Genomic DNA, 19,380 nt, shown 5'->3' with positions numbered 1-19,380 from the left:
ATAGTGAATCAAATAGAGAGTGAGTTAAATAATATAGTCAGGTCGTCGTCAGTCTAGTAACGCAAGTTAAGCAGTCGCCAGCAAAGCGGCCGTCAGTCTACGGCAAGGCTATAAGCGCGCTATGCTAACGCATTGGCAGCCATCAAAATACGTGAAAGGAGAGATCGTGACGGTCCCGAATACTTCCATGCTACGCCCTCTATATAAAGCCGCCCAGGTGCGCGAGCTTGATCGACGTACGATTGCCGGCGGTATTGATGGCTTTGCATTAATGCAGCGCGCTGCATCCAGTGCTTGGCATTGTTTCCGCTCACGCTGGCCGCAAGCGCGCAGTTTAACGGTGGTGTGTGGCCATGGTAATAACGGCGGCGATGGTCACGTGCTCGCGGCGCTGGGCATGCAGTCCGGCTTAAAGGTTCAGCGGATAACGCTTAAGCCTCTTGATGAACTGAGCGGTAGCGCGGCCCGCGCGGCAGAGCTGGCAACTTCGGCGGGTGTTGGCTGCGAAGAGTGGCATGCGGGCATTGCGTTAACGGGCGAAGTGATCATTGATGCGCTGCTGGGGACCGGTTTGAATGGCGCAGTAGAAGGGCGTTTCAAGCGTGTCATTGAAATGATCAATGCGGCTGGTCGACCGGTACTGGCGATTGATATTCCCTCTGGGCTGGTAGCCGATACCGGTGCTATGCCCGGTGTCGCTGTTAACGCTGCCTGCACGGTGACTTTTATCGGCGATAAGGTCGGTTTACACACGGGCGATGCGCCGGCCTGCACCGGCGAGATTGATTTTCGCTCACTGGGTGTTAAAGCCCAGGCATATTTTGATATTCCCCCCACCGCTTGGCGGCTGGATGAATCCCTTTTAGCAGGCGCTTTTACACCGCGCCTGCGCACTAGTCATAAAGGCACAATGGGCCACGTGCTGGTGATGGGGGGCGCGCCAGGGTTTGGTGGGGCCGCTTTGTTGGCGTGTCAGGCGGCTGCGCGCATGGGGGCGGGGAAAGTAAGTTTGGCAACGGCGCCCGAACATATCTCTGCCAGCCTGGTGCGCTGCCCTGAAGTGATGGCGCATGGGGTGCGCGGTGGTGCTGAGGCCGGCGAGTTGCCCCACAATGCAGATGTTGTCGTTGTGGGGCCCGGGCTTGGGCAGGCGGCCTGGGGACAGGCCGTGCTACAAAGCGCGTTGCAAGCGGATGCGCCGCTGGTCATCGATGCCGACGCTTTGAATCTTTTGGCGCGCCAGTGGCCTGATGTGCGTAGGGATAACTGGATTTTGACGCCGCATCCCGGCGAAGCCGCAAGGCTGCTGGGATGTACAGTGGCCGATATCCAGGCTGATCGGCCCGCCGCTGTTCAGGCGCTGCAGCGAGCACGCGGCGGCGTGGTGATATTAAAAGGCGCAGGCAGCTTAATCGCTGGCCCTGCGGGGCTAGTCGTTTGCCCGTATGGCAATCCAGGCATGGCCAGCGGTGGAATGGGCGATGTGCTAAGCGGCATGCTGGGCGGGCTGATTGCCCAGCGTGGCGAGGTTGAGTTCAGCGCTTGGCTTGGCACGATGGTGCATGCGTTAGCCGCTGATCGTGCGGCTGAGCAAGAAGGTGAGCGTGGCCTGCTGGCCAGCGATCTGGCATCCTATGCGCGAAAATTGATTAATCCTTGAAGGCAGCCCACATGCAGGTGCAATTAGACAATGAAGATGCCCAGGTTTCTTTTGGCGAAGCGCTAGGGCATGCTTTGCAAGGCCGCGGGCTGGTATATCTTGAAGGTGAGTTAGGCGCCGGTAAAACGACGCTATCACGCGGCATTTTGCGTGCTTATGGTTATCTAGGGGCCGTAAAAAGCCCTACCTATACGCTTGTAGAGCCTTACGAGATAGGATCTCAGCGGGTGTATCATCTGGATTTGTATAGACTGTCTGATCCAGAGGAGCTTGAATTTATCGGTGGTCGCGATGTGCTGGCCGACGATGCCCTTAGTATTGTCGAGTGGCCCAGTCGTGGCGAGGGGTGGTTGCCTGCACCTGATCTTCGCTTAGCGCTAGAGGTAGCTGCTCACGGGCGTTTGGCCGCATTAACGGCGTGCAGTGATAAAGGTAGGCTTGTGCTGGCATTATTACAAAGCCAAGTGAGTGAAATAAGTCAGGTTCGTTCCGACCAGCTGGAGAATGGTGTGATTCAATGGAAATGAAGGGCGCAGTAGCGCGCGCATGCCGTCTGCTGGCCACGGGGCTTTTTACCTTAGTGGCTGTCAATGTCCAGGCGGCCACCGTGGAGAGTATGCGTTTATGGGCGGCACCTGATCATGCGCGCCTAGTGTTTGATTTGTCGGCTGCTGCGAATGCCAATGTCTTCTCGTTGGAAAATCCCGCGCGGTTAGTGATCGATTTAGACGATACGCAAATGGATACTGATCCCAGTACGCTGCCGCTTCATGACAGTGCCATCACATCAGTGCGTTCAGGGCTGCGCGACGGTGGTGGCTTGCGGGTAGTGCTTGAGCTTAATCGCGAGATAGAGCCGCGCCACTTCACTCTAACGCCGAACGATCAATACGGACATCGTCTTGTTGTTGACCTTGAGTATCCTGGTGAGAGTGCCGTTGAAAACCCCATTGACCCGATTGAAGCAATGATTCGGGATCAGGAAATTCAGTCTTCTCAGCGTGCGATCGCTCAGCAGCAGGTGCCGGGTGTCGTATCGCCGCCTGTGCCAAGCCCGCCGACCGAAGTGCAGGAAGCCAGGCCGCATCCGCGTCGAGATATTATTATTGCAGTCGATGCAGGGCACGGCGGCGAAGACCCAGGCGCCATTGGTCCTTCAGGTACCCGTGAAAAAGACGTCGTGCTTGAAATTGCCCGGCGCTTAGCCGCTGAAGTGAACAGCACCGAAGGGTTCAAGGCGGTACTGACACGCGACGGTGATTACTACATAGGCCTGCGTCAGCGTACAGCGCTGGCTCGCGAGCAAAAAGCCGATTTCTTTGTTTCCGTGCATGCCGATGCCTTCACCAGTCCGCGTCCTCAAGGCAGCTCGGTGTATGCGCTTTCTCAACGCGGGGCAACCTCGGAAACCGCGCAGTGGCTGGCCGATAGCGAAAACCGTTCTGATCTTATCGGCGGCGTTGATGGCAGTCTTTCGTTGCGTGATAAGGACCAAGTGCTGCGTGGCGTACTGCTAGATTTGACCATGACGGCCACGTTGAACGATTCGTTATCTATCGGTGGACAGGTGCTGGAACAGCTTGGCCGAGTCAATCAACTGCATAAAACACGCGTCGAGCAGGCCGGGTTTATGGTGCTCAAATCGCCGGATATTCCGTCACTATTGATTGAAGTTGGCTTTATTTCCAACCCTGATGAAGAGCGTCGCTTACGTGACCCAGTGCATCAAACGGGGCTGTCACAGGCTATTTTTGGCGGCTTGCGCGAGCATTTTGAGCGCTACCCGCCGCCCGCCAGCTTGCTTTCTTGGCAGCGTGATAACCAGCGCCGGCCTTCAGGTAATGAGTACCGCATTCAGTCTGGCGATACGCTGTCGGCGATTGCCGTACGCCACGGAGTGCCAGTGGGCCAGCTTCGCCAAGCCAATGACTTAAACGGTGACGCCATTCGCGTTGGCCAAGTACTACAGATTCCCAGCTCATGAGGTGCTGTTTATGAGGTGCTGTGTTGACTGATATAACCGCTACCGCATCGCGTATTCATGTGCTCGATCCGCGCTTGGCCAACCAGATTGCGGCTGGCGAGGTCGTTGAGCGCCCTGCATCGGTAACCAAAGAGCTGATAGAAAACGCCATTGATGCCGGCAGCCAGCGTATTGATGTCGATATTGAGCAAGGGGGTACGCGGCTCATCAAGGTGCGTGACGATGGTATCGGCATCGGTGAGCAGGATTTGCCGCTGGCCTTGGCGCGCCACGCGACCAGTAAAATCGGTAGCCTGGAAGACTTGGAAGGCGTTAGCTCGTTAGGTTTTCGGGGTGAGGCGTTGGCGTCTATCAGCTCGGTTTCACGCTTAGAGCTGATCTCTAACGCTGAGGATGACCCTCGCCATGGCTGGCGAGTGGTGGCAGAGGGACGTGGGATGGAGGCTAGAGTTACTCCAGCGCCGCATCCCCGTGGCACTAGTGTTGGTGTGCGCGATTTGTTTTTTAACACGCCTGCCAGGCGTAAATTCTTGCGTACCGAAAAGACAGAATTTGCTCACGTAGAAGAGGCGTTTCGCCGACAGGCGCTGTCGCGTTACGACATCACGTGGGTGCTGCGGCACAATCAGAAAGTCATTCATCAGTTGCCTTCGGGGCACTCTGTCGCAGCCCGGGAGCGTCGAATTGCGTCGCTGCTAGGTAAGAACTTTATTGAGCATGCTCGTTATATTGAACGCGAGGCGGGCGGCCTGCGGTTAAGTGGCTGGGTGGGGCTGCCTACTCATTCACGCTCGCAGGCCGATCAGCAATACTTTTTTGTGAATGGGCGTGTGGTCCGCGACCGGCTAGTCGCACATGCGGTGCGCCAAGCTTACCGTGATGTGCTGTTTAATGGCCGTCACCCGGTGTTTGTACTCTATCTTGAGCTTGATCCTGACGTTGTCGATGTCAACGTTCATCCGACCAAGCATGAAGTACGCTTTCGTGATGGCCGTATGGTGCACGATTTTCTGTATTCGAGTCTGCACCATTGCCTGGCGTTTTCTAAGCCCGCGGCTGATCATGATGCCGACGGCAATGAGGCGAATGAGAGCGATGGCGGTCATCAGCAAGAGGGCATAGCGGAAAACGCTGAGCAGCCGCGCTGGCAGCAGCAGGGGATTGCGCTTACCCACTCGCCGGATCGTCATCCGGGCGCTGAGCGCGTGCGCCGCTTTATGCAGGGCTATCAGGCCCTTCACCCCAATCATGAAGAAACGCTGTTGACCCCGCAGTCCGGCGGCCCGACTGATCTAAGCGCTAGCGCAATGGGCGGCAGTCATGGTGCTAGCGAAGTGCGAGAAGTGCCGCTGGCAATGCCGGCTGACGATCCGACAGCGCCGCCGCCGCTTGGTTTTGCGCTAGGCCAGCTGCACGGTATTTATATTTTGGCGCAGAATGCGCAGGGGCTCGTGCTGGTGGATATGCACGCTGCTCATGAGCGCATTGTTTACGAGCGCATGAAAACACAGCTGGCAGCCGCGAAAGGCTTAGATGCTCAGCCGCTGCTGGTACCTGTTTCTATTGCTGCCAGTGGGGCGGAGGTGGCGACGGCCGAGAGCGAGCAGGAGGCGATTGCCAAGCTGGGTATTGAGCTTGATATTGCCGGGCCAGAGACGCTGCTGGTTCGTCAGATGCCAGCGCTACTGGCGCAGGCTGATCCTGAAACGCTGGTGCGTCAGATGCTGGAGGAGCTCGCCCGCTATGGCCGTACTCACCAGGTTGAGGCACGGCTGCATGAGCTGCTTTCCACGATGGCCTGTCACGGTAGCGTGCGCGCCAATCGGCGGCTTACTCTTGATGAAATGAATGGATTGCTGCGCGATATGGAGCGCACCGAGCGCAGCGACCAGTGTAACCACGGCCGCCCCACCTGGACGCAAATGGGCCTAAAGGCGCTTGATCGTTTATTTCTACGTGGTCAGTAGCCGCTACTCGCTTGGCCAGTGATGGTTTGTTCAACAGGCGCTAAGGCGCCTTTTTTAATCGGGAGTTTCAACTGCGCATGGCTGATACGCGCCCTTGGGCGATTTTTTTGATGGGCCCTACGGCTGCGGGTAAAACCGATGCCGCTATAGCGTTGCATGAGCGCTTAGGGCACGAGCTCATTAGCGTTGATTCAGCCATGGTTTACCGCGGCATGGATGTTGGCAGCGCAAAGCCGAGTGCTGCAGAGCTCGCCCGTGCGCCCCATCGCTTGATTGATATTCGTGACCCCGCAGAGCCTTATTCGGCCGCTGATTTTCGTGAAGATGCGCTGGCGCACATGCGACAAATTAGCGCGGCTGGCAAGGTGCCTCTGCTGGTGGGCGGCACCATGCTGTATTTCAAGCGACTGATTGAGGGCGTTGCCAATCTTCCCTCAGCGGATTCGTTGATCCGTCAGCAGCTTGAGGATCAGTGCCAGGCGGAGGGGCTTTTGGCGCTCCATAAGCGCTTATCACAGGTTGATGCGCTATCCGCTGAGCGCATTCATCCTAATGATCCTCAGCGCATCATGCGTGCCCTGGAGGTTTATTACGCCAGCGGACGGCCTATGAGTGAGCTTTGGGCCGAGCAGCAGTCGGAAACCTTTCCATGGCGGGTGCTGTCGATAGCATTAGCGCCTAACGATCGCAGCTTCTTGCACCGGCGTATCGAGCAGCGCTTTGAACTAATGTTGGGTGAAGGCTTGATAAATGAAGTCGCCGCCCTCAAAAAGCGTAATGACTTACATTCAGGCCTGCCTGCAATGAAAAGCGTTGGCTATCGCCAAGTCTGGGAATATCTGGATGGCGAGTACGATTATGCCACTCTCGTTGAGCGGGGTGTCATAGCAACGCGCCAGCTTGCTAAGCGTCAATTGACGTGGCTAAGAAGCTGGCCAGAGTTAACGTGGATAGATTCGCAGCGTGATGACTTGATGGATAAGGTGCTGAAAATCGTGCGTGAAAGCAGTGCTTAGCGTAAGATGGTGATCTAGTGAATGTGTGTTTTCGAGCGGCCAGTTGGCTTGGCCTTTCGGGCAACAAGATTGCGGCGTAGCACCAGTAGGGCGCGCCATTGATAATTAACCCCAACGACAGTTTTAGGGAGAGCAACATGTCCAAAGGGCAGTCCCTTCAAGACCCTTACTTGAACATTTTGCGCAAGGAGCGCATTCCGGTCTCAATCTTTTTGGTCAACGGCATTAAGCTGCAGGGCCAGATTGAATCGTTTGACCAGTTTGTTATCTTATTGCGTAATACCGTCAGCCAGATGGTTTATAAACACGCTATTTCCACGGTTGTGCCTTCTCGCAATGTACGTTTGCCTGCGCAAGATCCGGCAGAGCAGGATGCAGAGATTTAACACCGCTGGATAAGCAAGAGAGTCCACGAGGTATTGATTGTTTTTCGAACGCCCAGACGCCGGTGAAACGGCAGTTCTTGTTCACGTTGATTTCCATGATGAACAAAAACGTGAAGACCCGGGTGAGTTTTTAGAGCTCGTGCGCTCTGCTGGTGCAGAGCCTGCGACTCTACTCACTGCTAGCCGACATCGCCCAGATTCACGCACGTTTATTGGATCCGGTAAGTTGGAAGAGTTGCGGGCATTGCTTGCGGCTCATGAAGCAGAACTGGTTATCTTCAACCATAGCTTAAGCCCCTCTCAAGAGCGCAATGTTGAGCAAGAGCTCAAATGCCGAGTGTTAGACCGTACCGGTCTTATTCTCGATATCTTTGCGCAGCGGGCACGAACTCATGAAGGTAAGCTGCAGGTAGAGCTTGCCCAGCTTGAATATATGTCCACTCGCTTAGTGCGAGGCTGGACACACCTAGAGCGCCAAAAAGGCGGTATTGGGCTGCGTGGCCCGGGTGAAACTCAGCTTGAAACTGACCGACGCCTTTTGCGTGGTCGGATTAAATCGATTCATAAACGGCTTGATAAGGTGCGTAGTCAGCGCGATCAGAATCGCCGCGCCCGTGCTCGCGCTGAAATCCACAGCGTCTCGTTAGTGGGTTATACCAACGCTGGTAAGTCAACGTTGTTTAACGCGTTAACCAATGCCGATGTGTATGCCGCGGATCAGCTGTTTGCCACGCTGGATCCGACGCTACGGCGCCTTGAGATTGCAGACGTAGGCCCTGTGGTTATGGCGGATACCGTTGGTTTTATTCGCCATTTGCCACATAAGTTGGTTGAGGCGTTTCAGGCAACGCTGCAGGAGGCGTCTGAAGCGTCACTGCTGGTGCATGTCATTGACGCTGCCGACCCTGACCGCGAACTCAACGTTAAGCAGGTAGAGTTAGTGTTAAAAGAGATCGGTGCTGATGATGTGCCGGTGCTCAAGGTTATGAATAAAATAGATAGGCTGGGCAGCGCGCCGCGCATAGAACGTGATGGCCAAGGCGTGCCGGAAGTCGTTTGGCTCTCGGCGCAGGAAGGGCAAGGCCTTGATTTTCTGCATGAGGCGCTCAGCGAGCGATTGGCAAACGATGTCATTGGCTTTTCGCTGACACTCAGTCCTGAGCAAGGTAAGCTGCGTGCAGGGTTGCATGAGCTTAATGCCGTTCGCACAGAGTCTTTTGACGAACAGGGTCATTCTGTATTGGGTGTGCGTCTGCCTCGGCGTGATTTTAATCAGCTGATGGCGCAATTGGGCGAGCGCGCTAATACGTATTTACCTAAAGCACTACGTGAAACCGATGAGTGGTAGTCTTGCTATTAAGATGTTCAGTGCACTGCCGATTTTCTGTTTCGCATAAGAATGAGACAAGATTTATATAGCAATAATATCAAAACGCGACGGCTTCTCTTACCGATGGAGTCACGTCCGTTAGTGAATTTCTTAGTGGAGACGATGTATGGCCTGGAATGAGCCTGGTGGTGGGGACAAGCACGACCCGTGGAGCAGCGGTGGCCGACGAGGTGGAAACGACGGCGACAGAAGCCAAGATGGCAGTAACGGTGGCAATAATGGCGGCAATAACGGTGGCGGCAACAACAATGGTAATAAAGGGGGCAATAACCAAGGCCCGCCTGACCTTGATGAAGCGCTGAAGAAATTCCAGGAAAAGCTGAGCGGCATCTTTGGCGGTGGCAAGAAGAGCGGCGGTAAAAAAAGTGATGGGGGCGGTGGCGGTAAAAACCGTAATCCTCTTGCTTTACCCGGCCTACTGATTGTTGTTGCGTTGGCTATCTGGGCTGCCATGGGTTTCTACCTAGTTGACCAATCTGAGCGTGGCGTTGTGCTGCGCTTCGGTGAGTTCCAGGGTATCGTCGATCCAGGCCTTCAGTGGAACCCACCGCTGATAGATGAAGTGCGCATGGTTAACGTGACGCGAGTGCGCTCATTGACACAAATGCAGTCGATGCTGACGCGCGATGAAAACATTGTAGAAGTGGAAATTTCGGCGCAGTACCAAGTCGCTAATCCTCGCGATTTTGTACTAAACGTTCGTGATCCCGCCATTTCGATTGAGAACGCGCTGGACTCTGCGCTGCGTCACGTGGTCGGCGGTACCGATATGATCGATATTCTTACCTCTGGGCGTGAGATTTTGGGCAGCTCTGTCTCTAGTCGTCTGCAGTCTTACCTCGACAACTATGGTGCCGGTATTCGTCTGCAAACCATTAACATTGAGTCTACCACTGCGCCTGAGCCCGTTATCGATGCCTTTGATGATGTTATCCGCGCTCGTGAGGATCGCCAGCGTACGATTAACGAAGGGATGGCTTATGCGAACGCTATCATTCCTGCGGCCCAAGGTCAGGCGCAGCGTGTGGTAGAGCAGGGTCAAGGTTATCGCGAATCGGTTGTTGCCGAGGCGCAAGGTCAGGCCAACCGATTTAACTCGCTGTTGACCGAGTACCGTAACTCGCCTGAGACCATGCGTGAGCGCATGTACTTAGACACAATCGAAGACGTGTTCAGCAGTACGCCGAAAGTGCTCTTAGACGTCAGTGAGAACGCGCCTTTGATGTATCTTCCGCTAGATCAGATGCGTGGCGGTAGCGGTGGTGGTAATCGAACCGGCTCATCGTCTAATAGCAATAGTGATAGCAGCCAAGAGCAGTTAGACCCTGACGTGATTGAGCGTTTACGCAGCACTCAGAGCAGCTCTTCAGGCAATAGCAATAGTAGCTCCATCCGCAGGGAGGGCCGGTAAATGATTAATAATCGATCCTTGCTAGTGGTGGGTGTTTTAGCCGCAGTCGCATGGCTTGCGAGCAACACTTTGTACGTCGTTGACGAAACCGAACGCGCTGTTAAATTGCGTTTTGGTGAGGTCATTGAAGAAAATATTCAGCCTGGTTTGCACGCAAAAGTGCCCATTGCCCAGACGATCCGTAAGTTTGACACTCGCTTACTGACATTGGACACCGATACCAGTCGCTATCTGACGCTTGAGCAGAAAGCGGTCATCGTAGATTCCTATGTGAAATGGCAGGTCATTAATCCCACCCGTTACTACGAAGCAACGGCTGGCGATGAATTGATGGCCGTTCGCTTGATTCAGCCTCGCGTTGATGAAAGCCTGCGTAACGAGTTCGGCCGCCTTAATCTTCAAGAGATTATCGCTGAACGCCGTGATGACTTGATGGTTGGGCCAACCGCTGAGCTTGATGAGCTGATGCGTGAAGAGCTGGGCGTGGCCATTCGGGATATTCGTATTAAGCGAATCGACTTGCCTGACGACGTTTCCGCTGCTGTTTTTGAGCGTATGCGTTCTGAGCGTGAGCGTGAGGCGCGCGAGTGGCGTGCACAGGGTCAAGAAGAGGCCGAGCGTATTCGCGCTAATGCGGATCGTCGTCGTCAGGTCTTGCTTGCCCAGGCTAACGAACGTTCTGAAACGTTACGTGGTGAGGGTGATGCGCAGGCCGCTGCGATCTTCTCCGAAGCCTATGGTCAAGATCAGGAGTTCTTTTCTTTCTGGCGTAGCCTGAATGCTTATCGTGAAAGCTTCGCTGGCGATGGCAATTTGATGGTTTTAGAACCTAATAGTGACTTCTTCCGCTATTTGCGCAGCGCTGAGCCGGAAAGTGGTGACGACAGCGGCGAATAATTCGCCGATGGTTGTGGTGCTCCTCGTCTTGGCTGGTTGACGTCCAGGCGGGGTTCACCTAGCCAATAAACGTGATAGAATTTGTTAACCGGGCGTCGCCCGGTTTTTTTGTGGCCCTCATTTAATGCGAGCGGCATTAACGGTCTTGAGCCGTTACTGCTTGAATTTGTTGGGCCTTCATCGTCTGTAGGATTGTTTACATGACCATCGCTGACCGCTGGCTACTGCCCGACGGCATGGATGAGGTGCTTCCGCCTCAGGCAAGCCGTATGGAAGAACTGCGCCGTGCGCTGCTTGATCTTTACCATTGCTGGGGCTATGAACAAGTAATGCCACCACCGGTAGAGTTTTTAGACTCTTTGCTCACCGGTACCGGTACGGACCTTGATCTACAGACCTTTAAGCTGACCGATCAGCTAACGGGCCGTATGATGGGGGTTTCGGCGGATGTTACGCCGCAAGTCGCACGTATGGATGCCCACTCATTAAGACGCCAGGGCCCGGTGAGGCTATGCTATTGTACTAATGTGCTGCGCGCTAAGGCTGATCAGCATCAGGGCGGGCGAAGCCCAGTGCAGGTAGGTGCAGAGCTTTTTGGTCATGCGGGTCTCGATGCCGACAGTGAAATTATTTATCTCGCCTTGGCCAGCTTAAAGGCTGCTGGCGCTGAAGAAATTCATCTAGCGTTGGGGCATATCGGTATTTATCGTAGCCTTGTTGAGGCGGCGGCGCTGAGTAATGAGCAAGAAAGAGCGCTCTTTGATGCGCTGGCACTAAAGTCTCCCGGCCAACTGGCGGACGTTGTGCAGGCGAGTGTCTCAGAGCCGGCATTGGCCGAGATGCTGCTGGCACTTGGCGAGCTGCACGGCGGGGCGGATGTATTAAATCAGGCGCGCGATCGCTTTGCGGGCGCGCCCGCCACGGTAACGGCGGCATTGGATCAGCTGGATGCTCTTTATCAAGGGGTGCTCGCACGCTTTGACGTGTCGCTGTACTTTGATCTGGCTGAGCTGCGTGGCTATCAATACCATACTGGTATGATGTTCGCCGCCTACGTGCCTGGCTATGGGCATGCGCTCGCCAAAGGCGGACGCTATGACGATACTGGTCGGGCCTTTGGCCGTGCGCGCCCGGCCACGGGTTTCTCTATGGATCTGAAACAGCTAGCCTCGCTGGCGTTAGCATCGCCTAGTCGCGGTAGCATTTGGGCGCCTGCTAATCAGGATGAGTCGCTCAACGCTGCCATTGTCGCGCTGCGTGAGCAGGGCGAACGCGTGATTCAAGCGCTGCCTGGGCAGCGTACTGGGCCGGCGGAGCACGACTGTGACCGCTGTCTTGAGCTTATCGATGGTCGTTGGCAGCCAGCGACCCTGACACAAGAGACGAGTGCATCATAATGGGTAAGAATGTCGTAGTGCTGGGCACCCAGTGGGGTGACGAGGGCAAAGGTAAGATCGTTGATCTGCTAACCGAGTCCGCATCTGCCGTGGTACGTTTTCAGGGTGGCCACAATGCTGGCCATACGCTGGTCATCGACGGTGAAAAAACCGTCCTTCACCTGATCCCTTCAGGTGTTCTACGCCCAAGCACAAAGTGTGTGATCGGCAATGGCGTGGTGCTTTCACCAGAAGCGCTGATCAAAGAGATCCGTGAGCTGGAAGCCAAGGGCGTGCCAGTGCGTGAGCGACTGCGCCTTTCGCCGGCCTGCCCGCTAATTTTGCCGTACCACGTACGTTTGGATCAGGCGCGTGAAAAAGCCCGTGGTATCGCTAAGATTGGCACCACCGGCCGCGGCATTGGCCCCGCCTATGAAGACAAGGTGGCGCGCCGTAGCCTGCGTTTAGGCGATATGCTGCACCGCGAGCGTTTCGCTTCTAAGCTGGGAGAAGTGCTCGACTACCACAACTTTGTGCTAGTTAATTACCACGGCGAACCGGCAGTCGATTTTCAAGAAGTACTCGACTCGGCCATGCAGATGGCTGAAGAGCTGCGCCCGATGGTATGCGATACGGTCAGCATGGTGCACGACCTGCGTAAGGCCGGTGAGAACATTCTGTTTGAAGGTGCCCAGGGTTCACTGCTGGATATCGATCACGGTACTTACCCTTACGTTACTAGCTCCAATACGACCGCTGGTGGGGTTGCAACCGGTTCTGGCGTTGGCCCGCTGTATTTGGATTACGTGCTTGGTATCACTAAGGCATACACCACGCGCGTGGGCTCTGGTCCATTCCCGACTGAGCTTTTTGACGTAGACGGGCGCCACCTTGCCGAGCGCGGTCATGAGTTTGGCGCTACCACTGGGCGTGCACGTCGCTGTGGTTGGTTTGACGCTGTGGCGCTACGCCACGCGGTGCAAATTAACTCCGTCTCCGGTATCTGCTTGACCAAGCTTGATGTATTAGACGGGTTGGAAAATATCCGTGTATGCGTTGGTTACCGCAGCAAAGATGGCGATGTGATGGATAACCCGGTGGATTCAGAGGGCTTTGAAGCCATCGAACCGCTTTATGAAGACTTACCGGGCTGGAAGGAGTCGACCCTGGGTGCTAAGCGAGTAGAAGATTTGCCCGCCAATGCACGTGCTTACATTAGCTATCTTGAGCAGCAGGTAGGCACCAGCATCGATATCATTTCCACCGGCCCGGACCGCATGGAAACGATCGTATTGCGTAATCCCTTCACAAGCTAATGGTGGGTAGCGCCGGCTGAGCGTAAGCTGGAGGATGCGAAAAGGGGCAATTAAATTGCCCCTTTTTTATATTTAAAACAGCGGACTAAACGTCGCGTATTTAAAATCGATTTGTGTAGAAGGCTAGTAATCGATACCTCTACGCGCCTGAAGTCCGTTGTTGAAAGCATGGCGGATTTCCTGCATTTCGGTTACCGTGTCGGCCATGGCGATCAGCTCACGATGGGCGTTGCGACCGGTAATAATGACCGTCTGTTCCGGCGGGCGATTCTCCAATGCCTGTTTCACCGCTTCAATCTCTAAGTAGCCAAACTTAAGCATGTAAGTAATTTCATCCAGCACCACCAGGTACATCTCTGGGTCGGCCAGCATGCGCTCCGCCTCTTTCCACACCGCGTGACAGGCCTCGGTATCTGCCTGTCGGTTTTGCGTATCCCAAGTAAAGCCTGTGGCCATAATCGCCACCTCTAGGTGGCTATCTTCTTCTAAACGATTGCGCTCACCACATTCCCATAATCCTTTAATAAACTGCACAACCGCCACGTTGTAACCATAGCCTAAGGCGCGGGTCACCGTTCCCCAGGCAGCAGTCGTTTTACCTTTCCCATTGCCCGTGTTGACGATAATGAGGCCGCGTTGCTCATTGGCGCTGGCGACTTTCTCATCTACGCGTGCTTTGAGCTTCTGCATCGATGCTTTGTGGCGGGTGTCGCGATCACTCATGGTGTCTCCTGGAAAGCACTTAATCATAACGATGGTCAAGGTAGCGCGTTAGCGTAAGCCATCCACTTTGCGTTGAACATTTTTTTGAGTCTTCTTTAGAATAACTTGTGTACAACTAATTATGAACCTGCGTTAAGAGCTGTTTAATGAATGGGCGCTTAAAACACACAGAAAGCGAAGAGAATTGGCCGGTAGGGGGCTGCCTGCTCTAGAATGGTGGGCCATGTCTTGTCAGGAATTGAATCATGCCCTCATTTGATATTGTCTCAGAGTTTGATCAGCACGAAGGTGCTAACGCCGTTGATCAGGCAAATCGCGAAGTACAGTCTCGTTTTGACTTTAAAGGCGTCAATGCCAGCTTCACACTTGAAGCCGATAAAGTGCAGCTAGAGGCAGACGTTGATTTCCAGCTCAAGCAAATGCTGGACGTACTGCGCGGGCGATTAATTGCTCGCGGCATTGATGCCCGCTGCATGGATATTCAAGACCCCGTACTTTCCGGCGTTAAGGCGCGCCAAGAAGTTGCGCTCAAGCAGGGACTTGATGCAGCAGAGGCAAAAGATGTGGTCAAGCGCATCAAAGCCAGCAAGATAAAAGTACAGGCGCAAATTCAAGGTGAGAAAGTGCGCGTCACGGGTAAAAAGCGCGATGATTTACAAGGCGTCATGGCGTTACTACGCGCTGAAGAAGGGCCCGACTTGCCGCTGCAGTTTGATAATTTTCGCGACTAGTCCAGGGCTTTAACGCAGCCCACCGTCATCGCCCTCATTTAATCATGTGAATGATTGTTTTATACAGGAGTCAAGCACTATGTCTGATCCGCAGCCGGTTTTTTTAAGCGACTACCAGCCACCCGCCTACCGGGTTACTCATGCCGAGCTGACGTTTGATCTTGACCCCGCCGCGACCCGTGTGAAAGCGCGCCTGTCGATTGAGCGTCATTCCGACGCTGACGCCGACACGCCGCTAATATTAAACGGCGAGCACTTAAAACTGATTTCCCTCGCCATTGATGAAAAGGCGCTGGATGCATCGTCGTATCAGCTTGATGAAAAGGGCCTGCATATTGCCCAGGTACCTGAACGGTTTGTGCTGGAAAGCGACGTTGAAATTGCTCCGCAGGAGAACACGGCGTTAGAAGGCCTTTATCAATCTAACGGCATGTACTGTACTCAGTGCGAAGCTGAAGGTTTTAGGCGCATTACGTTTTATCCTGATCGTCCGGATGTAATGGCGACGTTCAAGGTGACCGTTATTGGTGACCAGCAGCGTGAGCCGGTGCTGCTCGCCAACGGTAATCCTATTGAGCGCGGCAACTTGGAAGGCGGTCGCCATTTTGCCACGTGGGAAGACCCACATCCCAAGCCCTGTTACCTGTTTGCTCTAGTGGCAGGCAATCTGCATTGCGTCGAAGACCACTTCACCACCATGAGCGGGCGTGAGGTCACGCTGCAGATCTGGGTGGAAAAAGACAATGTCGATAAAACTGAGCATGCGATGTCGTCGCTAAAGCGAGCGATGGCATGGGATGAGCAGGCCTACGGCCGTGAGTATGATCTTGACCTGTTTATGATCGTCGCCGTCAATGATTTCAATATGGGGGCGATGGAAAATAAAGGCCTCAATATTTTCAACTCTGCTGCCGTATTAACGCATCCTCATACCGCCACCGATGCTGCGTTTCAGAATGTAGAGGGCATTGTTGCTCACGAGTATTTCCACAACTGGTCCGGCAATCGGGTGACGTGCCGAGACTGGTTTCAGCTCTCGCTGAAAGAAGGTTTTACGGTCTTTCGTGATCAGTGTTTTTCGGCGGATACGAACTCTGCGCCGGTTAAGCGCATCCAAGACGTGTCTTTTTTCCGTACCGCGCAGTTTGCCGAAGATGCTGGCCCCACGGCGCACCCGATTCGCCCCGACCGCTTTATTGAAATTACCAACTTCTACACCCTGACGATTTACGAGAAGGGGGCCGAAGTCGTACGCATGCTGCGCAACTTGGTTGGCGAAGAGCGTTTTCGTCAGGGCTCTGATCTTTACTTTGAGCGTTTCGACGGTCAAGCGGTGACGATTGAAGACTTTGTCGGCTGTATGGCGGAGGTTTCCGGCCAGGATTTTAGCCAATTCATGCGCTGGTATTCTCAGGCAGGAACCCCGGATATTGATGCTCATGGCGAATATGACTACGTTCACGGCGAATATCACCTAACGTTACGCCAGCGCACGCCGGCAACGCCAGGGCAGCCAAACAAGCTGCCGTTGCATATCCCTGTGCGTATGGGGCTAGTTGGCACTAAGTCTGGGCAAGATCTCACGCTGACATTAAACGGTGAAGAATTAGGCAAAGATGCGGTCATTCATCTGCGTGATGATGAGAATACGTTTATCTTTACCGATGTGGCTGAAGCGCCCGTACCGTCACTGCTGCGTGAATTCTCTGCGCCGGTGAAGCTGCATTATCCCTACTCGCGAGAAGATCTGGCGTTTTTGTTGACCCATGATAGCGATGGCTTCAACCGTTGGGATGCAGGTCAGCGCCTCGCTTTATTAGCATTAGATGACTTGATTGCGGCCCATCGCAACGGCGTGGAAAAGGTCATGGATAGCCGGGTGACAGAAGCCTTTAAGACGCTTTTGACCGGATCAATGAGTGATAAGGCGGTACTGGCAGAAATGCTGACGCTACCCTCTGAAGCGTATATCGCCGAGCAGCAGCCAATCGTTGATGTCGATGCAATTCATGCTGCCCGTGAGTTCGTACGCCAGTCGCTGGCGGTTGCTCTGCGCAACGAGTTTATCGCTGTTTACGAAGCCAATATGACTGAGCAGCCATACGCGCCGACACCAGAGCAAATTGCCCAGCGCAGTCTGAAGAACATTGCACTTTGCTACTTGATGTCGATTGAAGATGAGCAGGGCTTGGCACTGTGCGAAGCGCAGTTCAGCGCCGACCATAACATGACCGATGTCCGTCAAGCGCTGACGCTGATGGTGCATAGTGATCGTGATGACCTTGCATCGCCGGCGTTAAAAGCATTCGGGGAAAAATGGGCGCACGACCCGTTGGTGATGGACCAGTGGTTCACCATTCAGGTATCGCGTCCTCAGGCGGATGTGCTGGAGAGAGTTAAGTATTTAATGCAGCACCCTGCGTTTTCACTTAAAAATCCCAATAAGGTTCGCGCACTGATCGGGGCGTTTGCTCAGAACCGGGTAAATTTCCACCGTTTAGATGGCCAGGGTTACCAATTGCTGACCGATGTGGTGATTGAGCTCAACCGACTTAACCCCGAAATTGCAGCCCGTCTGATTACGCCGTTAACGCGCTGGCAGCGCTTCGATGAAACCCGTCAGGGATTAATGCGGTCTCAACTTGAGCGTATTCAAAAAGAACCGCTATCTTCCAATGTATATGAGGTGGTTGAGAAGGCGTTGGCATGACGGTCAGCAACGGTGGTTAACCAAGGAAAGGAAAAATAACGGTGACAGACTCTCAGCAGCATTATTTACTGATTATTAATGGTAAATCTGCCGGTAATCCGGCATTGCGTGAAGCCGTTGATGAGCAACGCCAAGCAGGGATGCTAATCACCGTTCGCGCTACTTGGGAGGGCGGCGATGCTGCTGATATTGCCGAGCAGTCAAAGGCGATGGGTATCACGCATGTGATCGCCTGTGGAGGTGATGGCACTGTCAGCGAAGTTATGAATGGTCTAATGCGACTGCCCCACGATCACCGTCCCGCACTGGGTATTGTGCCACTGGGCAGCGCGAATGACTTTGCTACCTCGTTAGGCTTGCCTTTGGAGCCCGGCCAGGCGTTAGCGGCAGCGATGACGCTAAGCTCACACCCCATTGACGTTATACGGGTGACGGCAGGAAAGGAGGGCGAAGCGACGACCAGCTATTATATCAACATGACTACCGGCGGGTTTGGCGCTGAAATTACCTCCTCCACGCCCAAAACGCTCAAGCGTATGTTGGGCGGTGGAGCCTATTCGCTGATGGGCGCACTAAAGGCTTGGCGCCATCGCAGCTATCGCGGCACGCTTCACTGGGATGGCAAGGAGGAGAGGGCATCGCTGCTGCTACTGGCATTGGGCAATGGCCGCCAGTCAGGCGGCGGGCAAGTGTTAGCCCCTCGCGCTAAGCTTGATGACGGGCGTTTAGATGTGCTGCTGGTGAAAGACTTTAGCTCCGTCACTGAGCTGACCAAGCTGATTGGTGAGCTGCAAGATTTTCCTTATGACGGAAAGTTTGTTCGCTATTTCACGACTAGCCAACTGACAGTGACCACTCAGGCAGATGATCCTCCTTGGCCGCTTACCCTAGACGGCGAGGCGCGCTGGTACGATCATTTCTGTGCTGAAGCGGTGCCGCTTGCGCTGCGCGTGCTGATACCCGAGGATTGCCCGTTGCTATCTTCCGCCCATCAGCATTAATGGGTGGACTCAGAATTTTATTGTTATGAAGGAGACGTATCAAATGGCAAATCGCGTGTGGATACCTGCACTTGCCGTCGTGGCATTAATGCTAAGCGCCTGTGGAGACTCTCAAGAAGATCCTGCCGTGGCACCCGCTGATAATGCTGAAGTGGCGGATGACGAAATGGTACGCGAGGATGAAGGGCCCGCTGCGGCTGAAAATGCGGCAGAGATGGCAACGCCTGAAGAAGTAGAAAATGACATCGAGGCGCGTCAGGCCGAGGAGCAGCTTGAGCGCGCCGATGCCCTGCGTGATGACGAAACAGAGGAAAGCAATACTGAGGGGGCCACACAGAGTGAAACGTTAGAGGCAGGTGAAGAGACTTTGGCCGCTGACCCTGACGATGCGCTTAATGAAGATAGTGCAATGCCCGGTGAGGCAACGCGTTCCGATGTGGACGAGATGATTGCAGAAACCGAGCGTCGCTTTGAGGAAGCCGAAAAGCGTCTTGAGGAACAGTTTCAGGAGGTTGAGCAGCAGGCTCCCGCGTTTGAACCGATGGAAAGTGAAGATATCCCGCCTAGCTGGGAAACCAACAGCAGTATTCCAGAGCGCACGCCGTTAGACGACGGTCTTGAATCTACCGATGTAGACGCTTTAATTGAAGATACTGAGCGCCGCTTTGAAGAAGCCGAGCAGCGTCTTGAGGAGCAGTTTAAAGAGATGGAGAGTGAGGAGGCTCAGAGCGGGCCAGCGTTACCATCGGAACGCCAGAATTAATAACTAGCAATAAAAAAGGCCCGCATTAGCGGGCCTTTGTCCATCCGTT

Annotated in this window: 16 protein-coding genes; 15 read left to right on the top strand and 1 reads right to left on the bottom strand. The window is 54.4% G+C overall.

The features are described from left to right. Positions 1–187: 187 nt before the first annotated feature. The 11 genes from ACT3TR_RS00615 (at position 188) to ACT3TR_RS00565 (ending at position 13,403) form a co-directional block, all read left to right on the top strand. The gene (locus ACT3TR_RS00615; RefSeq protein WP_444625880.1) at positions 188–1,660 is read left to right on the top strand and encodes an NAD(P)H-hydrate dehydratase; all 1,473 of its coding nucleotides are present in this window, start codon (positions 188–190) and stop codon (positions 1,658–1,660) included. 11 nt (positions 1,661–1,671) lie between these two features. Then, positions 1,672–2,187: a tRNA (adenosine(37)-N6)-threonylcarbamoyltransferase complex ATPase subunit type 1 TsaE gene (gene tsaE / locus ACT3TR_RS00610; protein WP_193062482.1), complete on the top strand. Its 516-nt coding sequence runs from the start codon at positions 1,672–1,674 to the stop codon at positions 2,185–2,187. Beyond that, positions 2,178–3,644 (top strand): N-acetylmuramoyl-L-alanine amidase, encoded by a 1,467-nt coding sequence (locus ACT3TR_RS00605; protein WP_444625869.1) that lies wholly within the window; start codon positions 2,178–2,180, stop codon positions 3,642–3,644. The genes tsaE and ACT3TR_RS00605 overlap by 10 nt, the downstream gene beginning before the upstream one ends. Before the next feature lie 32 nt (positions 3,645–3,676). Continuing rightward, positions 3,677–5,611 carry a DNA mismatch repair endonuclease MutL gene (gene mutL, locus ACT3TR_RS00600; RefSeq protein WP_444625879.1) on the top strand — a complete coding sequence of 645 codons (1,935 nt, stop codon included), beginning with the start codon at positions 3,677–3,679 and terminating at the stop codon, positions 5,609–5,611. Positions 5,612–5,688: 77 nt separating this feature from the next. Beyond that, positions 5,689–6,627, top strand: coding sequence for a tRNA (adenosine(37)-N6)-dimethylallyltransferase MiaA (gene miaA, locus ACT3TR_RS00595; RefSeq protein WP_444625868.1), 939 nt, complete (start codon positions 5,689–5,691; stop codon positions 6,625–6,627). Between the two features lie 137 nt (positions 6,628–6,764). Continuing rightward, positions 6,765–7,013 (top strand): RNA chaperone Hfq, encoded by a 249-nt coding sequence (gene hfq, locus ACT3TR_RS00590; RefSeq protein ID WP_007114649.1) that lies wholly within the window; start codon positions 6,765–6,767, stop codon positions 7,011–7,013. Positions 7,014–7,050: 37 nt separating this feature from the next. Next, complete coding sequence (hflX, locus tag ACT3TR_RS00585) at positions 7,051–8,361, top strand: ribosome rescue GTPase HflX (protein ID WP_444625867.1); 1,311 nt, start codon at positions 7,051–7,053, stop codon at positions 8,359–8,361. 148 nt (positions 8,362–8,509) lie between these two features. After that, the gene (gene hflK / locus ACT3TR_RS00580; RefSeq protein ID WP_193062490.1) at positions 8,510–9,814 is read left to right on the top strand and encodes an FtsH protease activity modulator HflK; all 1,305 of its coding nucleotides are present in this window, start codon (positions 8,510–8,512) and stop codon (positions 9,812–9,814) included. Further along, positions 9,815–10,711: a protease modulator HflC gene (gene hflC / locus ACT3TR_RS00575; protein ID WP_193062492.1), complete on the top strand. Its 897-nt coding sequence runs from the start codon at positions 9,815–9,817 to the stop codon at positions 10,709–10,711. It abuts the gene before it with no gap. A gap of 200 nt (positions 10,712–10,911) precedes the next feature. Next, complete coding sequence (locus tag ACT3TR_RS00570; RefSeq protein ID WP_444625866.1) at positions 10,912–12,108, top strand: ATP phosphoribosyltransferase regulatory subunit; 1,197 nt, start codon at positions 10,912–10,914, stop codon at positions 12,106–12,108. Further along, positions 12,108–13,403 (top strand): adenylosuccinate synthase, encoded by a 1,296-nt coding sequence (locus ACT3TR_RS00565; RefSeq protein ID WP_193062496.1) that lies wholly within the window; start codon positions 12,108–12,110, stop codon positions 13,401–13,403. Before ACT3TR_RS00570 ends, ACT3TR_RS00565 begins: the two co-directional genes overlap by 1 nt. A gap of 123 nt (positions 13,404–13,526) precedes the next feature. Here the strand turns inward: ACT3TR_RS00565 and cobO are convergent, their stop codons facing one another. Then, the gene (gene cobO / locus ACT3TR_RS00560; protein ID WP_193062498.1) at positions 13,527–14,126 is read right to left on the bottom strand and encodes a cob(I)yrinic acid a,c-diamide adenosyltransferase; all 600 of its coding nucleotides are present in this window, start codon (positions 14,124–14,126) and stop codon (positions 13,527–13,529) included. A 245-nt stretch (positions 14,127–14,371) separates the two neighbouring features. On the opposite strand from cobO, the gene ACT3TR_RS00555 reads away from it, so the two are divergent. From ACT3TR_RS00555 to ACT3TR_RS00540, 4 genes are all read left to right on the top strand, one after another. Beyond that, positions 14,372–14,857: a YajQ family cyclic di-GMP-binding protein gene (locus ACT3TR_RS00555; RefSeq protein WP_193062500.1), complete on the top strand. Its 486-nt coding sequence runs from the start codon at positions 14,372–14,374 to the stop codon at positions 14,855–14,857. A 79-nt stretch (positions 14,858–14,936) separates the two neighbouring features. Then, the gene (gene pepN, locus ACT3TR_RS00550; protein ID WP_444625865.1) at positions 14,937–17,567 is read left to right on the top strand and encodes an aminopeptidase N; all 2,631 of its coding nucleotides are present in this window, start codon (positions 14,937–14,939) and stop codon (positions 17,565–17,567) included. Between the two features lie 41 nt (positions 17,568–17,608). Beyond that, positions 17,609–18,568, top strand: coding sequence for a lipid kinase YegS (yegS, locus tag ACT3TR_RS00545; RefSeq protein ID WP_444625864.1), 960 nt, complete (start codon positions 17,609–17,611; stop codon positions 18,566–18,568). A 43-nt stretch (positions 18,569–18,611) separates the two neighbouring features. After that, the gene (locus tag ACT3TR_RS00540) at positions 18,612–19,331 is read left to right on the top strand and encodes a hypothetical protein (protein ID WP_096280845.1); all 720 of its coding nucleotides are present in this window, start codon (positions 18,612–18,614) and stop codon (positions 19,329–19,331) included. The last annotated feature ends 49 nt before the right edge of the window (positions 19,332–19,380 follow it).

The sequence above is a fragment of the Halomonas sp. AOP12-B1-6 genome (assembly GCF_052379225.1).
Classification (GTDB): domain Bacteria; phylum Pseudomonadota; class Gammaproteobacteria; order Pseudomonadales; family Halomonadaceae; genus Vreelandella; species Vreelandella casei.
This window is presented reverse-complemented; position numbering and strand designations above follow the sequence as displayed.